Origin of the sequence: Cardinium endosymbiont cBtQ1 of Bemisia tabaci (assembly GCF_000689375.1) — a bacterium.
Classification (GTDB): Bacteria; Bacteroidota; Bacteroidia; order Cytophagales; family Amoebophilaceae; genus Cardinium.
Window position 1 is genome coordinate 76,139 of sequence record NZ_CBQZ010000001.1, and the last position, 23,290, is coordinate 99,428.

At 36.7% G+C, this 23,290-nt stretch carries 21 protein-coding genes, 2 tRNA genes, 1 other RNA gene and 1 pseudogene; 15 read left to right on the plus strand and 10 right to left on the minus strand.

Going from position 1 to position 23,290, the window contains the following annotated elements:
* Positions 1 to 136: 136 nt before the first annotated feature.
* Together secA and CHV_RS00350 are read right to left on the minus strand one after the other, a co-directional pair.
* Complete coding sequence (gene secA / locus CHV_RS00345) at positions 137 to 3,259, minus strand: preprotein translocase subunit SecA (protein WP_051602104.1); 3,123 nt, start codon at positions 3,257 to 3,259, stop codon at positions 137 to 139.
* Between the two features lie 208 nt (positions 3,260 to 3,467).
* Positions 3,468 to 3,540, minus strand: a tRNA-Phe gene (locus tag CHV_RS00350).
* Between the two features lie 503 nt (positions 3,541 to 4,043).
* On the opposite strand from CHV_RS00350, the gene pssA reads away from it, so the two are divergent.
* From pssA to CHV_RS00365, 3 genes are all read left to right on the plus strand, one after another.
* Positions 4,044 to 4,730, plus strand: coding sequence for a CDP-diacylglycerol--serine O-phosphatidyltransferase (gene pssA, locus CHV_RS00355; RefSeq protein ID WP_223245652.1), 687 nt, complete (start codon positions 4,044 to 4,046; stop codon positions 4,728 to 4,730).
* Positions 4,731 to 4,759: 29 nt separating this feature from the next.
* Positions 4,760 to 5,752, plus strand: coding sequence for a tryptophan--tRNA ligase (trpS, locus tag CHV_RS00360; protein WP_034577013.1), 993 nt, complete (start codon positions 4,760 to 4,762; stop codon positions 5,750 to 5,752).
* 385 nt (positions 5,753 to 6,137) lie between these two features.
* Complete coding sequence (locus tag CHV_RS00365) at positions 6,138 to 6,851, plus strand: zinc dependent phospholipase C family protein (RefSeq protein ID WP_051602105.1); 714 nt, start codon at positions 6,138 to 6,140, stop codon at positions 6,849 to 6,851.
* On the opposite strand, the gene CHV_RS00370 is transcribed toward CHV_RS00365, so the two are convergent.
* On the minus strand, positions 6,843 to 7,718 hold the full coding sequence (locus CHV_RS00370; RefSeq protein WP_034576329.1) for an IS982-like element ISCca1 family transposase: 876 nt from the start codon (positions 7,716 to 7,718) through the stop codon (positions 6,843 to 6,845). The two genes, CHV_RS00365 and CHV_RS00370, sit on opposite strands and share 9 nt — an antisense overlap.
* Positions 7,719 to 8,178: 460 nt before the next feature.
* A complete protein-coding gene (locus tag CHV_RS00375; RefSeq protein ID WP_034576331.1) occupies positions 8,179 to 8,697 on the minus strand; it encodes a hypothetical protein in 519 nt (172 codons plus the stop codon).
* Between the two features lie 656 nt (positions 8,698 to 9,353).
* On the opposite strand from CHV_RS00375, the gene CHV_RS00385 reads away from it, so the two are divergent.
* Together CHV_RS00385 and CHV_RS00390 are read left to right on the plus strand one after the other, a co-directional pair.
* Positions 9,354 to 10,163, plus strand: coding sequence for a glycogen/starch synthase (locus CHV_RS00385; protein WP_084303068.1), 810 nt, complete (start codon positions 9,354 to 9,356; stop codon positions 10,161 to 10,163).
* 66 nt (positions 10,164 to 10,229) lie between these two features.
* Positions 10,230 to 12,905 carry a UvrD-helicase domain-containing protein gene (locus CHV_RS00390; protein WP_130721356.1) on the plus strand — a complete coding sequence of 892 codons (2,676 nt, stop codon included), beginning with the start codon at positions 10,230 to 10,232 and terminating at the stop codon, positions 12,903 to 12,905.
* Between the two features lie 290 nt (positions 12,906 to 13,195).
* Here CHV_RS00390 and CHV_RS00395 read toward each other — a convergent pair whose 3' ends face one another.
* Positions 13,196 to 13,414, minus strand: a complete 219-nt coding sequence (locus CHV_RS00395; protein WP_034576339.1) for a hypothetical protein — start codon at positions 13,412 to 13,414, stop codon at positions 13,196 to 13,198.
* 409 nt (positions 13,415 to 13,823) lie between these two features.
* Between CHV_RS00395 and CHV_RS00400 the strand changes: the two genes are divergently transcribed.
* Together CHV_RS00400 and CHV_RS00405 are read left to right on the plus strand one after the other, a co-directional pair.
* Positions 13,824 to 15,155, plus strand: coding sequence for a D-alanine--D-alanine ligase family protein (locus CHV_RS00400; RefSeq protein WP_223245653.1), 1,332 nt, complete (start codon positions 13,824 to 13,826; stop codon positions 15,153 to 15,155).
* Positions 15,156 to 15,199: 44 nt separating this feature from the next.
* The gene (locus tag CHV_RS00405; RefSeq protein ID WP_165393834.1) at positions 15,200 to 15,883 is read left to right on the plus strand and encodes a PASTA domain-containing protein; all 684 of its coding nucleotides are present in this window, start codon (positions 15,200 to 15,202) and stop codon (positions 15,881 to 15,883) included.
* A gap of 184 nt (positions 15,884 to 16,067) precedes the next feature.
* Here the strand turns inward: CHV_RS00405 and CHV_RS00410 are convergent, their stop codons facing one another.
* The 3 genes from CHV_RS00410 to CHV_RS00415 form a co-directional block, all read right to left on the minus strand.
* On the minus strand, positions 16,068 to 16,643 hold the full coding sequence (locus CHV_RS00410; RefSeq protein ID WP_223245654.1) for a 4'-phosphopantetheinyl transferase family protein: 576 nt from the start codon (positions 16,641 to 16,643) through the stop codon (positions 16,068 to 16,070).
* 157 nt (positions 16,644 to 16,800) lie between these two features.
* The gene (locus CHV_RS05685; protein WP_165393835.1) at positions 16,801 to 16,953 is read right to left on the minus strand and encodes a hypothetical protein; all 153 of its coding nucleotides are present in this window, start codon (positions 16,951 to 16,953) and stop codon (positions 16,801 to 16,803) included.
* 44 nt (positions 16,954 to 16,997) lie between these two features.
* A tRNA-Val gene (locus CHV_RS00415) sits at positions 16,998 to 17,071 on the minus strand.
* 186 nt (positions 17,072 to 17,257) lie between these two features.
* Here CHV_RS00415 and ssrA point away from each other — a divergent pair.
* Together ssrA and CHV_RS00420 are read left to right on the plus strand one after the other, a co-directional pair.
* Positions 17,258 to 17,692: a transfer-messenger RNA gene (ssrA, locus tag CHV_RS05080) on the plus strand.
* A gap of 102 nt (positions 17,693 to 17,794) precedes the next feature.
* Positions 17,795 to 18,349: a ribosome maturation factor RimM gene (locus CHV_RS00420; protein WP_034576343.1), complete on the plus strand. Its 555-nt coding sequence runs from the start codon at positions 17,795 to 17,797 to the stop codon at positions 18,347 to 18,349.
* A gap of 220 nt (positions 18,350 to 18,569) precedes the next feature.
* Here the strand turns inward: CHV_RS00420 and CHV_RS05815 are convergent.
* Both CHV_RS05815 and CHV_RS00425 read right to left on the minus strand, forming a co-directional pair.
* A pseudogene (locus tag CHV_RS05815) lies at positions 18,570 to 18,710 on the minus strand (hypothetical protein); the annotation flags it as partial.
* A 29-nt stretch (positions 18,711 to 18,739) separates the two neighbouring features.
* The gene (locus CHV_RS00425; protein ID WP_034576345.1) at positions 18,740 to 19,699 is read right to left on the minus strand and encodes a hypothetical protein; all 960 of its coding nucleotides are present in this window, start codon (positions 19,697 to 19,699) and stop codon (positions 18,740 to 18,742) included.
* Positions 19,700 to 20,202: 503 nt separating this feature from the next.
* On the opposite strand from CHV_RS00425, the gene rplC reads away from it, so the two are divergent.
* Genes rplC through rplV form a run of 6 tightly spaced genes read left to right on the plus strand, consistent with a single transcriptional unit; the run spans position 20,203 to position 23,284 of the window.
* On the plus strand, positions 20,203 to 20,835 hold the full coding sequence (gene rplC / locus CHV_RS00430; RefSeq protein ID WP_034576346.1) for a 50S ribosomal protein L3: 633 nt from the start codon (positions 20,203 to 20,205) through the stop codon (positions 20,833 to 20,835).
* A gap of 1 nt (position 20,836) precedes the next feature.
* Complete coding sequence (gene rplD / locus CHV_RS00435) at positions 20,837 to 21,466, plus strand: 50S ribosomal protein L4 (RefSeq protein ID WP_034576348.1); 630 nt, start codon at positions 20,837 to 20,839, stop codon at positions 21,464 to 21,466.
* A 3-nt stretch (positions 21,467 to 21,469) separates the two neighbouring features.
* A complete protein-coding gene (gene rplW, locus CHV_RS00440) occupies positions 21,470 to 21,757 on the plus strand; it encodes a 50S ribosomal protein L23 (protein WP_034576350.1) in 288 nt (95 codons plus the stop codon).
* Between the two features lie 40 nt (positions 21,758 to 21,797).
* Entirely contained in the window at positions 21,798 to 22,625 is an 828-nt protein-coding gene (rplB, locus tag CHV_RS00445) for a 50S ribosomal protein L2 (protein WP_034576354.1), read from the plus strand.
* On the plus strand, positions 22,625 to 22,894 hold the full coding sequence (gene rpsS / locus CHV_RS00450) for a 30S ribosomal protein S19 (RefSeq protein ID WP_034576356.1): 270 nt from the start codon (positions 22,625 to 22,627) through the stop codon (positions 22,892 to 22,894). The genes rplB and rpsS overlap by 1 nt, the downstream gene beginning before the upstream one ends.
* A gap of 3 nt (positions 22,895 to 22,897) precedes the next feature.
* On the plus strand, positions 22,898 to 23,284 hold the full coding sequence (gene rplV / locus CHV_RS00455) for a 50S ribosomal protein L22 (RefSeq protein WP_034576359.1): 387 nt from the start codon (positions 22,898 to 22,900) through the stop codon (positions 23,282 to 23,284).
* Positions 23,285 to 23,290: the final 6 nt, after the last annotated feature.

Here is a 23,290-nt window from a genome sequence, read left to right on the forward strand (position 1 = left end):
GTTAAAAGAAACCAGAGGCAGTGATGAACGTTAAAAATACGCTTAACCCAATAGTTGTATAAGACCCAAAATGTAAGGTAAGGCGGGACGCTATACCAAAACAACTCCAGATGCGGCAACAGCTTATTTTTAATATCTATTCCTTTTTACCCAATGGCTCTTCCATAGGGTTCTTCAATGGCAACTGTGCATAAAGCGGCGCATGAAACAAGAAAGTAATAATTTCTTGACTTACCGTGGCCATAAATTTTCTAAATAAATGGTAGGCTTCAAACTTAAAGGTTATAATAGGGTCTTGCCGCTCATAAATAGCATTTTGTACCGATTGTTTTAAATCGTCCATAGTGCGCAAATGGCTTTTCCAGTGTTGATCAATTACATGCAGCACAACCATGCATTCTAAATTTTTAACCAATCTTCTTCCACGGGAAGCCATAAAAGTAACAGGATCAACAGTGGCGTTAATATACATTTTACCGTCAAAAAAAGGGGCTTCTAAGCTATGACTCTTGCCTACAGTCGACTGCTTAAAATAGGAAAATAACCCTTCCTGTAATGTTGTAATCCGTTCGTAATATAGCGCTGTCAACCGCTGATAAATATCCTCTATAAGGGCTTCTTTTTTCTTACCTACAAAAAATGATGTTGAAAAAGCATCTGAAATGCCAAATACAGCGAAAAAAATAGGATTTAGGACGCTTGCTTCTAATTTACTATTTTCATGCTCTATAATGTTGGTTATCGTATCATAGAGCATATTCATAATATCCACCTCAACGCCTTCGCCTAATAAGGCGTGGGTCCGTCTTTGGTAGACGGCATTGCGATGGGTACCCATTTCACGGTCATACTCTAACAAACGTTTCCGCATGGCAAAGTTATTCTGTTCTACTTTTTTTTGTGCCCTTTCGATAGACCTACTTACCATGCTATGCTGAATAACTTCTCCCTCTTCTAAACCAATTCTATCCATTATAGCAGCAATTCTATCAGAACCAAAGAGGCGCATTAAATTATCCTCTAAGGAAAGAAAAAATTGAGAAGAACCTGGATCACCTTGTCGTCCAGAACGGCCACGCAACTGTCTATCTACACGCCTGGACTCATGACGTTCCGTACCAATAATAGCCAACCCACCGGCTGCTTTTGAAGGTTGAGTCAATTTAATATCGGTACCACGGCCTGCCATATTGGTGGCAATCGTAACGGTACCCGCCATACCGGCTTGCGCTACTATTTCTGCTTCTTTTTGATGGTGTTTTGCATTTAAAATTTGATGGGAAATTTTGCGCAAAGCAAGCATTTTACTTACTAATTCAGATATTTCTACTGAAGTAGTACCCACCAAAACTGGTCTTCCTTGGGTAGATAAGGCGACAATTTCTTCAATGATCGCATTAAATTTTTCTCGTGCTGTTTTATAGATTTTATCTTCCCTGTCTTCCCGTAGCAATGGTCTATGGGTTGGAATAGGTACTACCGCAAGACCATAAATATCCCAAAATTCTTCTGAATCTGTCTCAGCTGTACCCGTCATACCGGCTAGCTTATCATACATATGGAAGTAGCTTTGAAGGGTAATAGAGGCATAGGTCTGAGAAGGTTTTTCAATATGAACCCCCTCTTTCGCTTCTAAGGCTTGATGTAGACCATCTGAATATCTACGACCCTCTAACACCCGACCGGTTTGTTCATCTACAATTTTTACCTTCCCTTTAGCTACAATATAGGCTACATCTTTCTCAAATAAGGAATAGGCTTTTAACAATTGATGTAAGGCATGAATGCGTTGTGCTTTTACCTTATAGGTTTGCTGAAAATAAGAACGTTGCGCAATGCTTTCTTCATGGGTTAAGGTAGTGTCATTCTCAATAGCTGCAATATGGGCTGCTACGTCTGGTAATGTAAAAAAAGAAGGATTATTTTCTTGCTCTGTTAAATAGGCCAACCCTTTTTCAGTGATTTCAACATTGTTGTTTCTTTCATCAATGGAAAAGAAAAGGGGTTCATCTGCTTGAGGCATCATCTTAGCATTTTCTTGTATGTAGTAAGACTCTATCTTATCTAAGATCTGACGCATGCCTTTTTCACTAAGGAATTTAATTAAAGGTTTATATCTAGGTAAGCCTCTGTAGGCACGAAAAAGCGCGAGTCCTCCTGCTTCTATATCGCCTTCTTTTATTTTTTGCTTGGCTTCTTGTAGAAACTTAATCACTAGTTGCTTTTGTAGGGTATACAATTGTGCAATCTTAGGCGCCAACTCTTTATAAATATGCTCGTCACTCTCTTCTACGGGACCTGAAATAATAAGCGGTGTTCTAGCATCATCAATAAGTACAGAATCAACTTCATCTACAATAGCAAAATAGTGTGCACGTTGGACCAAATCGCTCGCATCTGTTACCATATTATCCCTAAGGTAGTCAAAGCCAAATTCATTATTGGTACCAAATATAATATCTGCCTGATAGGCACGTTGCCGTCCAGTGGAGTAGGCCATATAGTTGTCTATACAATCCACTGTAAAGCCATGAAATTCAAAAATAGGCGCCATCCATTCGGCATCTCTTTTGGCCAAGTAGTCATTGACGGTAACTACATGGACGCCTTGATGGCTTAATGCATTTAGGAATGCTGCTAAGGTTGTAATTAAAGTTTTACCTTCGCCTGTAGCCATTTCAGCTATTTTCCCTTGGTGTAAAACCATTCCGCCTATCAATTGAACATCGTAGTGTACCATTTCCCAAACAACCCTATGGCCACTTACCTGCCATTGATTCTGCCAAATGGCTTTATCGCCTTCTATGGTCACATAAGACTTAGTGGCCGCAATAGCTTGATCATGCGGATGGAGCGACACCATTAACTGGTTATGATCCCTAAAACGGCGCGCGGTCTCTTTTACAATAGCAAAAACAGGTACCAATACTTGGTCTAAAATGGTTGCCAATGCTGCTTTGTGTTGCTTTTTTAACTGCTCCAACCGTTTGTATTGGTCTATCCTTCTATTAGCTATAGCCAAAGCATCGCCCGATGGTTCATCCCCTGACTTATTGAGTTGTGCTATTTCGGACCTAATGGGCTGTAAATAGGCAGTTATCTCTTGACGAATCGCTGTAACTTTTTCCCGTAATGCATCATGGGAAAGGGGCTGTAATGATCCATAAATTTGATTGATTTCTTGTACTTTTTGATTGTAAAAACGAAGTTGTTTTTCTTTTTTTGAAGTAAAAATTCTGGTAAAAAGTTGATTGAGCATCTTTGTATGAGTGAATCAGGCTACAAAACTAGGGATCATAAAACTTGGTGCCATGCTAAAGCAAAATGCCATAAAAGGTAAGCTAATATTTACCATACGCACCATCTACACTATGCTAAAGCAGACAAGTGGATCGAAAAAGGGCTGTAGCTTACCAAAGCCAAACAGGCTTAGAAATTAGTCCTAGGCTTAGATGTAAGGTATAAAGTGGTGATGAGAGGACTCGAACCTCCGGCCCACGGATTTTCAGTCCGATGCTCTACCGACTGAGCTACATCACCAAACTAGTTATTTTACAAAGGTAGCAATTTACTTATTTTATCATGTTTACACAAGCGGATGGAACATAAAAAAGTGTACTAGACTAAAGCACTAGGAGACAAAATATTAATTTTATCTCCTAGTATTTAATTTTTTATAAGATTAAACGCAGGGCTTCAAATGGGAAGCAATAAAATTGGCCATTTTAGTTTGTCAGCAAAGACTAAAATAGTGTTGGCTTTATGCATTAAGAAATTTAACACTAAGCCAGTTAAGATGCCCCTGTAGATAGAAATGGTGCACTAAAATATATGGACCATTTAAAAAATCTAGGCTAGGAAATGGAAAAAATGCAAAAAATCCCAAAGAAAAAAATTAACCCTATTCATGCAACAAAGCCATCCCGAATTGACATTTTTAATATAGATCATAAATTAATTATATTTAAATTTCAGTTGGTGCTATAATGGAAAGAGTCTAATGAATAGACATTACGTCGTCCTTTATTTAAATGAATGCAAATATGAAAAAACATATTCCCAATTGCTTATCGCTTTTAAACCTAAGCATCGGTGCGGTAGGTACCTTATTGGCGCTAAATGGCCATTTGATATATGCTGCTTACAGTATATTTCTAGGTGCTTTTTTTGATTTTTTAGATGGTTTTGCTGCTAAAATACTACGTGCGCAATCGTCCTTTGGTAAGCAATTAGATACATTGGCAGATCTTATTACTTTTGGCATGGTACCTGGAGCAATCTGCTATATGTTGATTAAAACCTATGAAACTTGTCCATATCGTCCTTATTTCGCTTTGTTAATCATTATTTTTTCTGCGCTTAGGCTATCTAAGTTTAATGTAGATCCCAGACAAGTAGGTCAATTTATAGGGCTCCCTACACCTGCTAATGCCATGCTAATAGCTATATTGCCTATAATGCTAGAGCGTTCCCTTTATCCCTTTTTGGTAAATGGTTTAACCCAGCCGATGGTATTGCCTTTATTAACAATACTACTTTCTTATCTATTGGTTGCCAATATTCCATTTATAGCTTTAAAATTTCAAGGGTTGTCTTTTCAAGCGAATCGAGCGCGCTATTTGTTCATTATCATATGTACAGTATTAATCGTTATGATGCATATTGAAGGACTTTTTTGTAGCCTTTGGTTATATATATTACATGGCCTATATAAGGCCAAAATTGGATAAAGCGTTCTTCCATTATGTCTACCCAAAGTATGAAACAAAAAATTTTAACCGGTGATAGACCAACTGGTAACCTCCACTTAGGTCATTACATAGGCTCCTTACAGAACAGAATCCAATTACAACATGCATACGACCAGTACATCTTAGTGGCAGATCTACAGGCTTTAACAGATCATTTTGATCATCCAGAAAAAATTACCAAACATATTATTGAAGTTGTAAAGGATTACTTAAGTGTTGGCATTGATCCCAACCAGACAACTATTTTCATTCAATCGCGCATACCAGAAATTGCAGAATTAACGATCTATTACCTAAATCTTGTTACTTTGAGCAGATTAAGCAGAAACCCCACTGTAAAACATGAAATGCACCAAAAAGGATACCATGAAGCCATGCCGCTAGGGTTTCTCTGTTATCCGATTAGTCAAGCGGCAGACATTACGCTATTTCAAGCAGAATGGGTACCTGTTGGCGATGATCAGTTGCCTATGATTGAACAGACCAATGAAATTGTTAGACGCTTTAATAGAATCTATCGTACCCAAGCCTTAAAAGAATGTAAAGCAGTTCTAAGTAAAACATCTAGGTTAGTAGGTATAGATGGTAAATCCAAGTGCAGTAAATCATTGGGCAATGCCATTGCGCTCTCCGATCCACCAGAAATGATCAAACAAAAAGTCTTTCAAATGTATACAGACCCTGATCATATTAAAGCCAGCCATCCTGGTCGTGTAGAAGGCAATGTTGTATTTGCTTATTTGGATGCTTTTCATACTGATCAAGAAGCTATTTCCTCCTTAAAAGCCCACTATAGGCGCGGAGGGCTAGGTGATGTAGTCATTAAAAATATCTTAAACGATAGTTTACAACTTTTTTTGGCACCAATCAGAGAAAAAAGGAATTGTTTAGATATTAGAATGGTAAAAGAAATCCTACATCATGGTACTGCAAAAGCAGCTCAATTGGCAAAAGAAACCATGGAAATGGTACGAGAAGCAATGCGTATTAAATTGACTTAGTGATGTGGTTCGTAGGGGGGGCTATACCTTTTTTGTCCGATTATAAAAAGCAAGAACTAATCCTATATTTGGTGTAACAACCACTACGCATTACACAAATTAGGTTATATTATGGTACGTTTATTAGATTAAAAGTTTATGAGGTTAAATTAATCATTTAATGATAATACAATTAAGATTGCATTACTATAATCGAGTAGATTCTCCCATTTGATGGGTGTATTAAAATTTTCTTGTTTAGAAAATGAAAAAGCAATTTTTGGTATCTAGTCAAACCATTCATTGGTTTTGGTTGACCTTTTTTCTTCCTTTAGAAGGTTGGTCTTGGGGTTTTTTTGCACATAAGTAGATTAATCGCTATGCTATTACTACGCTACCACCAGCTATGTTTGCTTTTTATAAAGCACATCTCACATTTTTAACCGAAAAGTCTATAAATCCAGATAAATGTAGATATGTGGTCAAAGGTGAAGCCTTAAAACACTTTATAGATATGGAGCATTACGAGGCTATTCTATTAGATCGGCAAAAGCTTTTATTGGAGCAAGCTGTCGAAAGGTATGGTGCTAAAGTGGTAGAGACACATGGTCAACTCCCTTGGGCTATACTCCATGTACACAAAGAATTAACAGAGGCTTTTAGGGATAAGGATATCGCTAAAATTCTAAAAAAATCAGCAGATTTAGGCCACTATATTGCCGATGCGCATGTTCCCTTACACACTACAGAAAACTATAATGGACAGATGACGAACCAAGAAGGGATTCATGCTTTATGGGAAACCCGCCTCCCTATTTTATTTTTTGATAGCTATAATCTTTTTGTCGGACAGGCTGTTTATATAAAAGATCTATTAAGCCATATTTGGGATATTGTATTAGCATCTCATGAATTGGTTCAAGAAGTACTCAATCTAGAAAAGGAGCTTTCAGCAAAATATCCTATGGTAGCAAAATATAGTTTTGAACAAGATGGTCCGCTACTCAAAAAAGAATATTCAGTTGCATTTGCTACGATCTACCATCAAGCACTACAAGGACAGATTGAAGTACGTTTGCAACAGTCTATTAACCTGAACTCTGGATTAGAATTATTGTAAACCAGTTGTATATATATTAGCTATAGCCGGTTTTTTCTCTTTTAGCCCATAAGCAGTAATACCAGCTATTAAATTGACAATAAAATTAGGTATGCTTCTGTGTCTAGAGTGTTCTATTTGGCTAATATTTTTAAGCTGATCGATAATGGTTTCAATGATGGATCTCTTTCGAAGCATTAATTTATCCCATAATGTCATAAAAGCATTTTTCATATTTTTCTTGATATGGGTAATGAGCTCTATTCCTTTTTCCATAAGTTTTTCAAATAATTCTTTGCTGATATAGCCTTTATCCGAGAATACTTTACCGATTAAATTTTTGCATAAACTTTTTGCAGGGAATCTATCCTTGACCCTACCTGGGGTAAGTGTAAAATTCATAATTTCACCTAAATCATTTACAATCAAATGTAACTTGAACCCAAAAAACCAGCCAGTCGTTGTTTTACCTTTAGTAGCTATTGATTTAAATACTTTGTTAGAACAAGCCCTTTGTACCTTACAAACTTTAATGGCTGTTGAATCTATAAAATAACAACCTGTTCTTGTCTTAGAAAGACTATGCGTAAAGAAATACATAGGAACTAACGTTCTTTTTACTAGTGATATGAATCTATTATAGCTCACTAATGTTCTAAACTCACTTGAGTGAAATTGCTCTAAATGAATATAATACATCTTAAAATTTCTAAAACCTATTAGATGAAAAGCAATTAGTATAGTCATTATTTCGCTTAAGTTAAGAGAACAAGTTCTAGTGGGTTTTCTTGTGGGCTCTGTTAACAGCTTTTTCTCCATATAAGGCATAAATTTTATTAAAAACTCATCTACAATATAATATATTTCTACTAATTTGTCTACATTCATAATTGGCTCCTTTAGTTTTTAGAGGTAATTTTCAATCACCTAAATTTAAAACTCAAAGGAGCTTCTTTATACGCAAATATGAAAATCTAATCCAGAGTTCAGGTTATTAAAGAAGTAGGCAACTTCTGGTTAACGGCTTGGATAAATGGAGGATCTCCAAATTTAAATGATTGTAATACGGATCTACCGATTCAAGATCCAGCAGAGCAGTCTCTACAAGAAAGTAGCATTTTAGAAGGAATCAGGGAATGTGGAGGTGAATAAACCAGTTTGCTGGACTTAAAGGTTCTGTGGCCTTTGTTTCTTACGGATATTATCTGCGTTATAAAAATAAATTATCTGGGTAATTTTATTGCTTATACATTTCTCAATGGATAAGAATAAAAGATACAGAATCAAGGGGATCTCTATAACAAATAAATATATATACGCCACAGAACCTTAAAATTGAAAGTAGATTTTAGGTTATATGTTTAAGAACTGTTTTGAAAATATCCCTAATATTCTTGACCTGTTTTTTAGATACTGGTGATCTATTTTGATCACTAAGCTTTTCATTTTTATTATTTTTCGGTTCGCTTATCGAATCTATTTCTTCATAAATAGGTTCTTCATATTGATTAGTACAGCTTCCATTTTCATAAATGTGCGCTTCATTTTTATCCGCTTGTGCTAGATATATCGGGAACTTTTGATCAGTATGCTTTGGGTGGTTGCTATTGCTCCGCGGCGTTTCATAATAGGACTCTGTATCAATAACTTCTTCATAAATAGGTTCGTTATCAGTGGAATAGTTACTATTAGGCTCATCAGAAATAGGCTGAGGTTTGTAATCAATAATGTCCATATACATAGACTCTTCTTGATTATTTTCTATTGTAGGGGCTGTTTTTTCTAGTCCGTCGGTTGAATGTAGAGCTGTTTTTGTTAATGCAATAGAATCTGATGTACTTGTCTCGCTGTTTACATTATCTAGCATCTGCTGAGATAGATCAAGATCAATATATTTTTGGTTATTAGACGCTTCATATGTATCTGCTAAAACAGATTTGGTCTGTTTTGTTTTTATATAAACATCTAAGGATTGGGCTTAGTCTTTCTTCAATCGTTTATTATTTTGATTCGTTATATTTGCATAGCTTTTTATTTTTTTGCTATCCCTGTTTCCCATTAAAAGAGGTCTTTGTCTACTTTGATCAAAGCATGCAACTACAAGAGATGCTATAGAAGCATATGTTACCGTACTTTTTAATAAAATTTTTCTGTTTTTTTCCATTGCTTAGGTTTTAAAATTGAACTAAATATTAAAAAAATGATTATGTCCCGTATATATACTTACTTGGTATAAAGTTTCCCCTTCTCTAAAGTTAATCAAATTAACTTTCAATACATAATACCATTACTAACCCTGTTCCCTACAATATGAAAAATAACAAAAAGCAAATCTATAAAATTAACAAGAATTATACTGTCAGTCTATTGCAACCGTCTTAAATTGTACCAATCTATGTACATTCATAAGAGATTAAAATAAAAAATATTGAACATGAGTTGTTTAAAAAAAAGAAAAAACATTATATTTAGAGCTAGTTTGCTAATATGCTTGTTCTAATCTGACCTTCAAAAGTATCTTCCATGATGTCTCTACAAAGGATACTATATGTAGCAAGTGAAATAGCTCCTTTTTTGGAAACTTCCCTTGTATCAAGTTGTGTACGCAAGCTACCTGAAGCCATGCAAAGCAAACAGATAGACGTACGGATTGTAGTACCTAAATTTGGTACCATCAATGATCGCATGAATAGACTACATGAAGTATTGCGTTTATCAGGTTCTATTGTGTCAGTAAATGATGTAGATCATTCCATTTCTGTAAAAGTAAGCACGATACCTAATACGCGGTTACAGGTCTATTTTGTAGACAACAACGACCTATTTGGCAGTAGAAGATCGGTTTTTAAGGACCAAAATAATAATTTTTTTGAGGACAATGACTTGCGTATGATTTTTTTCTGTATGGGTGTAATGGAAACGCTTAAAAAATTAGAGTGGCAAGCGGATATTGTACATTGTCATGATTGGATAACGGCGCTTATACCTATTTTTTGGAAAAAACTCTATCAAGATCATCCTCTTTTTACACAAGCTAAGCTTATTTTTACGATTTATAATAATACTTTCTCGCACCATTTTCCCTTTCTGGCAGAAAGGATAGAAAAGATAGGTATTGCACGGGAAGATGCACTATCCTTGACCCTTGGTGGGTTTCGAAACATTATTCAATTTGCTATGGATTATTCTGATCTGGTATTGCGTGGCGAAGCACTTGATGCAGTTGAATTTGAAGACTTATTTAAAAAAAACGAGTTGCCTTGGGTGCAAAATGATGATCAATATAACGAAGGGTATTTTGCAGTATACAAAAGCCTACTGTTACCGGTCTAATTGAACGGAACCAGTATAGCCATCTTTTGAACAGATCAAAGCAATATATGCAAGTTATTCATCTAGTTGTTTGTTAAAGGAAATGTTATGGCTGAATTGGCTATTTATCGTGCTTCTGCAGGTGCTGGTAAAACCCATATATTGGTAACCCGTTATATTCAGTGGGCTTTGCGTTATCCAGATGCTTTTAAGAATATTTTAGCGGTAACCTTTACCAATCGTGCTACCCAAGAGATGAAGCAACGCATTTTAGCCTATTTGTATAGCTTATCTATTGGCGAAGCAACCGTTTTACAAGAAACACTATACCAGGAAGGATGGACCTCTACTCAGCTGCAGGTGCGCAGCAAGGAAGTATTATCGATGATGGTTTATCACTATGGTGATTGCGCGGTTACTACGATTGATCGTTTCTTCCATAGAATGATTCAGTCCTTTGCTAAAGTACTCGGTTTACAGCACCATTTCTCGGTTGAAATGGATGAACGATTGGCTTTAAAACAGACCGTAGAAGAGCTATTTACCTTAGATGATCCATTCTTGCAACAATGGATGGTAGATTTTGCCCTTACGAAACTATTGGTTGGTAAAAGCTGGAATATTAGAAGCAACATTCAGGAGCTGGGTACATCACTTTTTAATGAATCATTTAAGCTATATGAAAAGCCATTATTAAGGGCTTTTCAGCAACAAAAAGCATGGCCCCACTTTGTGTTGGCTACACAAGCATGTGTCGATTCCTTCGAACGAAGCATGCAAAAAATTGGTCAAGCTGCCTTGACCATATTGCACCAAGAGAACCTTGTACCGATAGACTTTACCTATGGTACCAAAGGGGTAATAGGTTATTTTTTAAAATTGGCTAGCAAGAAAGGATTTACGCCAACCAAACGAGCTGTTATAGCAAAAGATGATCTAACCAGCTGGTACAGCGAAAAAAAACACAATGCCCTTGGTAGGGTAGTGGAGCAATTGCTCCATCCTTTACTTGTAGAGGCTATAGATTTGTATGAAAGAGACGGGTTAGCCTATAGAACAGCGCTAGTAGCTGCCCGTTTTACCTATGCTTTTGGCATGATAGGCGCATTGCTCATAGGGTTGGAACGATATCGATCTAAAAACAATGTCTCTTTTATGTCAGATATTTCTACCTTGCTTTACCAAGCCATTCAGGAAAGCGATGCTTCCTTTTTATACCGAAAGACAGGCCATTCATTTCATCATTTTCTGATAGATGAATTTCAAGATCTTTCTCTTTTTCAATGGATGAATATCAAACCATTGTTGCGTAATAGCCTGGCCCAAGGCTATAGTAGTCTATTAGTAGGAGATGTCAAGCAATCTATTTACCGTTGGCGTGGCAGCAATTGGAAACTTTTGAACCATCAAGTAGAAGGAGAGTTTAAGGAAAGTACCCTTCATTATTTAACTACCAATAGGCGCAGCCAAGAGGCTATTGTATTATTTAATAATTATTTCTTTAAAACAGCTGCCAACCGGTTGGTTGACTACCTTGAAAGCAGCGCTAATTTTCATCCTATTGATGCATTGTCATATGAGTGGGCCCAAATGAGACGGGCCTATGGCGATGTGGTCCAACAAACCAATGGGCAAAAAGGAGGCCATGTAGGATTGTACCTGTTTCCCTCTGACCAAACAGATAGAGCAGGTGATCCTATGGATTTTAAAGTCCATGCACAAAAAAGCTGTATGGATCTGCTAGAACAGTTGCAAAAAGAAGAGATCCCAGCAAACGATATTGTCCTATTGGTGCGCAATAATAGTGAAGCCGCTTTGATAACCAATGGCTGGCAAACCAGCCATACCACTGGTCGCTATGAGGTACGATCGGATCATGCTTATGCTTTATGGAGCCATATAGCGGTAAAAGTATTGATCCATTCATTATATTATCTTAATGATGAGGATGATCTAATCAATAAAGCAGCCTGGGTGCAGGCCTATTGGCATTGTCTGCACCATGATCTAGCCATTGGAGATCACGATAGATTTTATAGGGTAGTAGATGCAACTTCCATTAAAAATTTATTCCCCCAGCCATTTTGGGCACAAAAAGACTTTTTAAAAAATCTATCTGTCTATCCTTGTGTAGCGCTACTGATCACCTCTTTATTTAAAAATCCTTCTGATTTTGCAGATGTTTTATCTTTTTTTCAAAGTGTTGTTTTAAATTTTAGTCTTACAAAATCTGATTCTATAGCAGACTTTTTGGTTTGGTGGGAAAAGAGAGGACGTGCCATACCATTGCCTACAAGTCATCATGAAAATGTGATTAAAGTAATGACCATCCACCAATCTAAAGGACTTGCATTTAAAGTAGTCATTATCCCTTTTTGCAATTGGCATTTGGATCATCCACCACAAAATGGACCCATTTTATGGTCTGTTGACCAAGCCCAATCTGCTCATTTTCCTATATGGCCTATAAGCTATGGGGTAGATTTAAAAGAAACCCATTACGCCAAAGCCTACTATTTGGAACAGATGCAAATCCATCTAGATAACCTAAATTTACTTTATGTTGCTTTTACAAGAGCAGCGGAACGGCTCTACGTGATGGCACCCTTTCCAGCCCAAACAGAAGCTATGAATAGCGTTGCTGATTTGATCTACCAGTCACTTATAAAGGACCAAAGCAATCCACTGTTTAAAGACGAACTGCCGTTAGCTGTAGGAGTACAAAAAGAGGCTGGCGTGACTAAGCTTTGTTTTGGGCAATAGGACGGCATCTGTTTAGCCATCTGTCCATATTATTGAAATAAAAAAGCTCTGTGTAAATACATTGGTTTACAGATAAAAAGAAAAACAGTTGATTAACATTAAAGGAACTAGAGGGACGAATACTGTTTTTTCAGCGGTAAGTGGTAGTTGTTCAGCACTGTGGTAGAAAAGGCGTTTTTTCTAACTTTTTAATGAATTTCATTACAAAAGTTGAGCTTTTACGCTAAAAAACGCCTTGTAACTGTTTCAAAAAACAGATTTTTACCACAGTTTTGAACAGATATGTCTATTCATCTTTTTTGGAAAGCGTCGAAATCCGACTTGAATTTTTCCTCTATAATTTTTATATTATCCTCGATCTCTTTTTCTGATGCGCCTTGTCGAGATCCCTCCCTACTCAGGCATTCTTTCATAGTTTCTTGAAGGTTTTGAATCAATTCCTGGTCTGTTAGGTCTTTTAGTTTTTTTTCCTTAGAACAAGATGCGCCGCCACTATTTAAAACAGCCATACCCCAAAGGGCAGAAAAAAGGAAGGATTTTATTTTATATCTGTTCATTGTGTTATGTATGATGAAAAATTTGATTTAGAAGATCAAAAATAAGCTAAAATAGACATTTTAAAAAATTTTATCTGTTGCAACATGATGCGTTTATGGGATAATCCAATAAGAGGTGCTTTTCATTTATACATTTAACCATTTGTTCCCTACAGGGAACAAATTTCTTAAAAATTCATCAACAGCGTAATATATTTCAACTAATTTTAATAGATTCACAATCGGCTCCTTTGGTAATTTGGTTACTTGTTTTAAATCCTCAAATTTCAACTACCAAGGAGCTTTTTTACTTTCTAATCCAGGATTGACGTTATGAGATCAGTAAAGTGGAATAGATGGTTTTTGCCATCTAGCAGATGGAATGAAAAAGATGCATAAAAAAATAGGTGTACTAATGGGTGGGTTTACACCCGAACGGCATGTCTCATTAGAAAGTGGGCGGAATATCTACAGTAAATTAGCTGCCTCTAACCAATACGAGGCACTTCCCCTTTTTCTATCTGGCTCTACGGAGGCCTATCGGATTTTTATACTACCTGCTGCGCTATTGTTAAAAGATAATGCAGATGATGTGCACGATGCGCTTTTACATCGAACTAAATTTAGAGCAGCAGAAGCATTATTAACCGCTATAAGACAAGAAGCCGCTTCCATCACTAAAAATTATGCAAAAGATGCTATTTTTAGCCCAGAAGAGGTTACCTTTTCTGCTTTAAAAGAAAGAATAGATTTTGTTTTTATCGCTTTGCATGGTAGGCCTGGAGAAGATGGAACCCTGCAAAAGATACTAGAAAAGTATGATATACCTTACAACGGATCTGGTATAGCTACTACGGCTTTAACGATCGATAAATATGCAACCAATCAATTTTTAGCTAAAAAAGGCTTTCAGGTTGCACAACAGCTTCTGGTTACCCAAAAAGATTGGGATGATGATCAGCTTATTACGATCCATACTGTAGCCAATCTGTTTACCTATCCAATTATTGCCAAACCTGTAGATGATGGTTGCAGTGCAGGGGTCATGCGCATTGCCAATAGTGCTATGTTGACTGCTTATGCATCTGCTGCTTTTAGAAGTAAACCATTAATGTCTGACGAAGTGATGCAAACCTTGGGGTTACAAGTAGCAGACTATATTCCCCAACAAAAAAAAATTCTACTAGAGGCACTGATTGAAAAAGATCAAGCAGCATTGGCCTGTTTAGAAACTACAACAGGGTTACTAACCCATATAGATCATAATGGTAAAACCTTATATGAACTATTTGAACCCTCAGAAACGGTAGCAGTAGATGCCATACTTTCATTAGAAGAAAAATTCTTAGCAGGGGAAGGCCACAATATTACCCCAGCACGCTTTGATCATAATGCCAAAGTAGCTGCTATAATCAGCAAAAGGGTCAAGCGTGAACTCGCAAATATAGCAAGGGTTTTAAATATACAAGGTTATGCCAGAATAGATGCTTTTGTAAAAATCTATCCCCATCAAAAAATAGAGGTATGGATTATTGAAATCAATGCACTGCCTGCTATGACACCAGCTACCTGTATTTTTCACCAATGTGCTTTAAACGGTTATACACCATTTGATTTTATACATGCCATTATCCAATATGGATGGACCAAAAGAAATTTTGCGGGTTCTACAGAAACGCTAAGCTTAGATAGATGCATAAAAAAAAGCCAATAAAGATATTACAACATCTTATTTACATATTTTGCTTGTTTATCAGTATGCTATATATATTTTTTTATATAGCATTGCCTTATATTACCCATCAAGGTAAAATGGTTCAAGTACCTGATCTAACGGGTATGCCTTTAGAAGCATTGGATGGAGCACTCAGCAAATACGATTTGCGTTACATTATAACAGACAACAGCAGTTACGCAGCAGAACTACCCCCTTTTACTGTTTTGCAACAATTTCCAGCAGCAGGTGGTTGGGTAAAGCCAAAACGAAAGATCTATTTAACCTTAAATGCAGAAAATCCTCCACTTGTATCTATGCCCCACCTTATTGAGGGTTCTATTAGGCAGGCTCAACTTCTCCTAAAGAACAAAGGACTAAAGTTAGGTAACATCAAATATGTCCCTGACATTACAAAATATGCTGTTTTGGAACAATGGCATGATCACCATCCTATACCTGCTGGAAAATCTATTCATAAGGGATCAACTATTGACTTAGTCGTTGGCGCTGGATTAGGTGAACAAATTATTGAAGTACCAGATGTAAGAGCAATGGCTTTAGAAGAAGCACATGTCACATTATTAGAGCAAGGCATGCGGATAGGTGTGGTGCATCATCTTAAAAAGCGTGACGCACCCATCGGTAGCGTGATACAACAAAACCCTATGCCAGCCACCAAGGTGCCGTTGGGGACTTCCATCAATCTATGGATCGTTCAACCTTAACGCATTTTTAAATCGGTAGTGGACTCATTTTTAAGACAAATTTTTAGGAATTTTATTGGGGCTGTCGCGTCTCTGTTTGATTTTGTATAGTTTTCCCCCTTGTCGTCTTAAAATTTGTCTAGTTTTGTCAACTACCACTTTAGGAGGGAGATTATTATCTCTGATCGCCTTACTAAAATATGATTTACACCCTTAGTTCGTGCGCACAATATACCAAAACATGTCTCGGTAGTGCTCTGTCTACTATTTGCTGATAGCCCATTGTATACTTTTTTTGATGCAAACGGGCTATAATTTCCCCCTTGGCTGCTAATGGAAAAGGCTCTACAAAAATATCCTTGAAAGTAGGGATTGGCTGCTTATTGAAACGTTTATACAGTGCTTCTTTTGCAGACCAATAGATGGCCAATTTTTCCAAGGAGCCATTGGCACTTTCAATTTCTTCTCTATTTAAATACCTTTTTTGTATTGTATGCAACTTGGATTTTACCATTTCTATGTCAACCCCTATAGGGTAAGTGGTAGATAATGCTACTGCAGCTAAATAACGGGTATGGGTAAAACTAAGGTAAAAACTACTATTACCTAAAATAGGGCTACCTTGTTCATTTTTAGTAAGCCTTAAAATAGGTAAATTTAATTTTTCTAATAAGCAGCAAAGGGCTATTCTTACCGCTAAAGACTGCCGCATTCTATCTTTTGACGATAGATTGGCATTTTTAAAATCTGTTAAAAAATGAGGATGCAATTGAAGGCGCAATTTTTTTAAGCTTTCTTCAATTTTCCAGATAAGACAAAAAGTATTAGAAGCAAGCAGGAAAAAATTATAAACAGCCATATGAAAGAAGCTATAGCTTAGGAATCTGACCTGCTTTATACAACAATTTTATGTGAATATACTATAGATCAAAAAGAAATTAAACGGTGGTACGGTCAGCAAAACTTTTACGTATTGCTGCTACATCTAAACATTTAATAACGGGCACAAACATAAGACGCTTGATGGCAGCTTTGCGTTGTGCTGCTTTTATTTTATTTTTTCTTGCTTTGCGTTGCAATCTAACAGCCATACGATCTAAAATTTAAGTTTAATAGCAAAAATCCATAAGCAGCGTGGGCCCTGTAGGATTCGAACCTACGGCCTTCTGTGTGTAAAACAGATGCTCTAACCAGCTGAGCTAAGAACCCAATCAAGAACACAAATATAGTTATTTTTTTCAGAAAAGCGAGGCCGTTCGGTGCTCTTCTAATCTGTAGTTGATTTTATATGGTCTTCCCCTTTGTTGTCTAAAAAGTAGATTTGGTTGGACCCATAAAAAGTATTAAATTTAAACCATGTTAGGAGTGCTATACCCTATATCAGTCAAACAGATTGGGGCTGACTGGAATTGACGGGAAGATTAAATCCAATGTAAGCATGCGAGGTGTTGTAAGTATTACCTCTACTATAAAACTTACACAATCCCTAAACGGCAACTTAGCTGTAATCAATAATTCCCGCCGTTGCAAATTTGTTGCGCTTCGACGAAAAGAAGAAGAGGACGACGAATTGCGTATGGCTGCTTAATCGATAGATTAAGGGGAATTTGTCCCGCTGGTTTTTGTGTTGTCGGATCAGCATAGGGGCATCGATGGATGACACTAGTGTGGCCAGGTGCGTGATGGCCGCATAAATCACAACCGCGCATAAGCGTAACATCAGGTAGGTGACTGACCTTGGTTGCGCCGACAATAAACAGTTGCTAAGCATGTAGAAAGCGTTGCGGTTTGCTTGTTCGGACGAGGGTTCGATTCCCTCCAGCTCCACTTAATGAATAGGGTAAAATCTTCTTACCCACTTTAAAGTTTAAATAAAGTGCTCTGGTAAGCGATATGATACTTTTTGATTAACTAAGTTAATGGCTGCTGGATATGTCCTTATACCCTATAGAACTGTTTTATGAAGCCATTCAAAAAGAGGAATATTTCCAAATTGGGGCCTTTAAAAAGCCCATTGGAAAAGATGGTGGGTTAGTAGCTTTATTTGTAGCCTACAGTGCAGCTGAACTAGCTAAACTACCCGCTCTTTTTGTAGAGATAGATAACGTAAAGGTACCTTATACCATTAAAAATATTACTCATAAAGCAGGCAAAGCGATTATACACTTGGATCTTATCCCATCTAAAACCGAAGCTTATACACTCCGCAATCTATCCATATTTCTTCCTATAGCGCTTCAGCCGAAATGGCAGCAAACTATGTTGCCTTATAGTTTGGTAGGGGCGGTAGTAGAAGATATTGCCTTAGGTCCGCTGGGCAGCATACAATCCATCTATCGCATGCGGGATCAATATATAATGGCTATTGACCATCCTAAAAAAGAGCTCTTGATTCCCTATTGTACACCATTTCTTATCAACGTTAATACAACAGCAAAGAAAGTTACCGTAGCGCTCCCAGAGGGTTACTTAGAGGCCATGTTATAATCTATAATCCGGTTTTTATCTTTTATTACACATCGATCTTCTTTAGCGCAGCGGTAAAAAGGACTTTTATATTGTACTTTTTTAATAATGCAAGCCAGTAGGATAAAATTTATCATTTTATCTACTGGCCTTCCTAAAGTAGATTAGCAATAGCTTCGCAACATAATAAGGAAGATATAAGTTTAGCCAGGTCCTGTGTTGTTAGCCGTAGGGGTGTGTTTTATTTTTGCTTTTTACACATCTCTAAATGGTTGTTTATTAATGTATGTGCGTTATTTATTTCCTTGAATTTATTTTCAGCGTCTCTTTTCTCTTCTTTTGTTGCGTTGTTATTACGATTGTTATATGTGTCTGGATGCCATTTGACAGCGGGTTTTCTATAAGTCTTCTTTACATCTTCAGCAGATGCACCTTCTTTGAATCCTTAGTTTTAGAAGAGGAATTGCCAAAATTTTTATCAGAAGAACTACGCGAGTTATTTTTTCTTGAATCGTTAGAATAGTTGGGTTTCGAAAACGAATGGCGAAAATTGCTAGAAGAATTATCAAAATAACTATTCTCATTATTTTTCGTTGAATAGTTAAAATCGTTAGTTGTCCTATACCAGTAAAAATTCCTATCAAAATCACCCCAATAACTACTCCAATTATTTTGCTTTGAATCGTTAAAGTTATTTTTCTTGGCAGAAAAATCTCCAAAATTTTTATTGAAGTAACTACTCCATTTATTTTGTTTTTGTTTAATCGTGTAGCCAAGTAGTATATCACCTGTATAATTACCAGAAAATATTGAATGAATCCGTACCTTGTTATAAAGAGTAAGAGATGGACCAACTGTAATATCGTCTGTATTTAACGTAGGATATTTTCTTTTTAACATATTTTTAATCTCATTCTCTGAAGGAATTTCACTTTTAGTATCAGTATCAATTATTCCTAGGTCCGTAATAGTAATAATATCGCTTAGTTTTTGTTTTTTTCGTTTAATCGTGCAGTTAAGGTGTACCTCACCTGTATACTTACCAGTTGAATAAATTCGTACGTAGAATTGGTTAGATATATCTATAGTACTAATACCATATGCGACAATTTTAATATCGTCTGTATTTAACGTAGGATATTTTCTTTCTAAGCTGTTTTTAGTTTCATCATCTGAAGGAATTCCACTTTCATAATCAGTTTTAATGATTTCTAGGTTCCCATTAGTAATGATATCGGCTAAATTTTGTTTTTGCCTTTTAGCATTACCGATACGATAATTGCTATCGATAGAACTATCAAGAAAGTCACATCTTTGTGCGGTAGTAGATAGGGCTAGTAGCAATAAAGAAAATATTTTTTTCATTTGCATGGTAGTTTCTAAATTTTTAAGAGTTGTTATATCCCAATTATAATACCATTTAGATTATTATACAAACATTGGGTATAGATAAATATTAAGAGCGCCTCGTATAAAATTACGCCTCGTAAAATGATATATAATACAACAGCCTTATAATGACGCGTAGTTTTATAGGTTTTTATTTAGGTCCATTGGCAGTGGATGTTTTTTGCACTTTTAAAGCCACCATGCCCTATACCAACTATTTATAGTTTGGCTATATCCAGTTAGCGCCCATTTAGATTAAGTTTTGTGTATAGTACACTATTTATATGTAAGTTATCTACTCCTTTTTCTTTATGCGTTAATTTTTATATCTTTGGTTCATCCGCATCCTAGATGTAGTAGCGGTTTAAGGTAAACCATTTGATTTAGCCTAAATTTTGTTTAAATTTGTCCTTTCGCTGTTATATCCTTCCTAGTTTTTTGGCTGGTTTTAGAGCGATTAAGTGGGTATGATTAGTATTTAAATTATGATTGGAATCATAGGAAAAAAAATTGGAATGACCAGTTTGTATGATGGTAAGGGTCACAAAAAAGCATGTACCATCATTCAGGGTGGTCCCTGTATAGTGACACAGCTTAGAACAAAGTCCATAGATGGATATCAGGCTGTTCAATTGTCTTATGACGATAAAAAAGAAAAAAATACTTCTAGGTCTCTTATTGGCCATTTTGCTAAAGCTTCTACTACACCTAAGCGGAAGCAAGTGGAGTTTAGATGTGATGATGACGCGGTATGGCAGCAAATTGCATTGGGTCAAGTGATTCGCATAGAAGATGTTTTTGTCGAAGGGCAATTTATAGACGTAGTTGGTACCTCCAAGGGCAAAGGCTTTCAAGGTGTTGTAAAGCGCCATGGGTTTAGTGGCGTTGGTAGCCGTTCTCATGGTCAGCACAATCGAGAAAGAGCACCTGGTTCTGTTGGGGCAGCTTCTTTTCCTTCCCGTGTATTCAAAGGAATGCGTATGGCTGGAAGAACAGGTGGCAACAGAGTGAAGGTGACCAACCTTCAGGTGATAAAAGTTTTGCCAGAGAAAAATCTAATTGTACTCCATGGAGCAGTCCCTGGTGCAAATAATGGTTACGTAATTTTGGAGAAGTAAAATGAACCTATCAGTATTAAAATATACAGGGGAAGAAGTAGGTCGTTCTGTTCAATTGCCAAAGGAAGTGTTTGGTATTGAGCCCAATGACCATGCCATTTATTTGGATGTAAAGGCTATTTTGGCCGGTAGACGTCAAGGTACCCACCAATCAAAGGAGCGCAATGCAGTAAGTGGTTCTAGAAGAAAAATTAAAAGACAAAAAGGAACTGGAGCAGCGAGGGCTGGTGATATTAAGTCTCCTTTATTCAGAGGAGGGGGGCGTATTTTTGGTCCAAGGCCAAGAGATTATAGTTTTAAATTAAACCGTAAGGTAAAAAAATTGGCCAGAAAGTCTGCCTTGACCTATAAAGCTAAGGCAAACCATATCTCTATTTTAGAGTCCTTTTCTTTTGAAGCACCAAAAACAAAAAGTTATTTAGGTATGCTTCAAAATTTATCTTTTCTAGATCAAAAAACATTATTGATTATACCTAGTGTAGATAAAAATATTGTACTATCTAGTAAGAATGTAAAACAAGCCAAAGTACTTTGTGTCGACCATGTTAATACCTATGATCTTTTGCATGCCAAAAAATTGTTAATTATGGAAACAGCTATAATGCCTATAGTAGAAAAATTAACACAATAAAAGATGAGTGTCCTAAAGAAGCCTTTGGTAACAGAAAAAATGTCAGCACTTAATAAGCGTGGTATATATGGTTTAATCGTAGATGATCGCGCCAATAAACACCAAATACAAAAAGAGATTGAACGCTTTTATGGTGTTACCGTTGATAAAATTAATACCATGCGTTATGCAGGTAAACCAATAACGCGCCATACTAAATCGTGTGTAATAAAAGGAAAACGGCCTTCCTATAAGAAAGTACTTGTAACGCTTAAGGCAGGGGATGTCATAGATTTTTATGGCAATTTCTAGCCTTTTGCATTGAATTTTATAGCTGTTAGTTGATTTAGTTATGCCATTAAAAAAACTTAACCCCACTACACCCGGTCAGCGTTTTAGAATAGCGCCAGATTTCTCTACTGTTATTACTGCGCGTAAACCAGAGAAATCACTCTTAGTAAAAACCAAGCGTACAGCCGGTCGGAATAATCGTGGTAGGATTACCGTTCCCCATAGAGGCGGTGGACACAAGCGGCGTGCCCGTCTTATTGATTTTAAAAGGAAAAAAATAGCTGTTCCTGCATTTGTCCATTCTATTCAGTATGATCCTATGCGCACTGCATATATAGCCCTACTTCATTATGTAGATGGTGAGAAAACCTATATTATAGCACCAGAAGGACTTAAAGTAGGTGCTAAGGTTGTAGCAGGATCAAATGTACCCATAGAGCTAGGTAATGCTATGGAAATGAAAGATATTCCGTTGGGAACGATTATCCATAACATTGAACTAGCCCCTGGACGTGGTGCGGCATTGGCAAGAAGTGCAGGCGCATATGCGCAGTTGCTTTCTAAAAGTGGTAAGTATGTGACCATTAAGTTGCCTTCTGGTGAAAGGCGGTTGGTATTAGACCATTGTATGGCTACTATTGGAGCTGTTTCCAATAGCGACCATGGTAATGTTACCATTGCCAAAGCAGGTAGAAGTCGCTGGATGGGTAAAAGACCTCGTGTACGGGCCGTTGTAATGAACCCTGTGGATCATCCAATGGGTGGTGGTGAAGGAAAAGCTTCTGGAGGCCATCCTAGATCTTTTAAAGGATTATATGCAAAAGGTAAAAAAACACGCAACCGCAATAAATATTCCACTAGACTGATCATTAGTAAAAAGAAAAAATAATGGGTAGATCTATAAAAAAAGGACCTTATGTAGCCCATCATCTACAACGTAAGATAGATGTGCTCAATGCGTCCGGTAAAAAAACAGTGGTTAAAACCTGGTCTAGGCGGTCAACCATTACGCCAGATTTTGTAGGCCATACTCTTGCAGTACACAATGGCCATAAATTTATTCCTGTTTTTATTACAGAGTCAATGGTAAGTCATAAAGTTGGTGAATTTGCCTTAACAAGAACTTTTAAAGGACATACCTCTAAAAAGATAATTTAAACTATGCAGGCAATAGCAAAATTAAGGAAGCTCCCTATATCTGAACGTAAGGTTGGACCATTAGCGGCACTTATTAGGGGAAAAAGCGTGGCTACTGCATTAGCTATTTTGCAAAGCAAGCCACAACAAGCTGCGCTTCAGTTGAGAAAACTTTTACTTTCTGCTATTTCAAACTGGCAAAATAATCATGCAGCTGCCTTCGAAGATGGCGCAATTTTTGTGAAAAAAATAACAGTAGATAGAGCTGGTATGTTAAAAAGAATTATGCCCGCACCAAGGGGTGTCGCACATAGAATTAGAAAACGATCTAGCCATGTTGTTATGGTGGTAGATACTTTACAAAATTCTATTCCGCTGCCACATCAGACTGTTTCAAGTACAACAACGTAACCACAT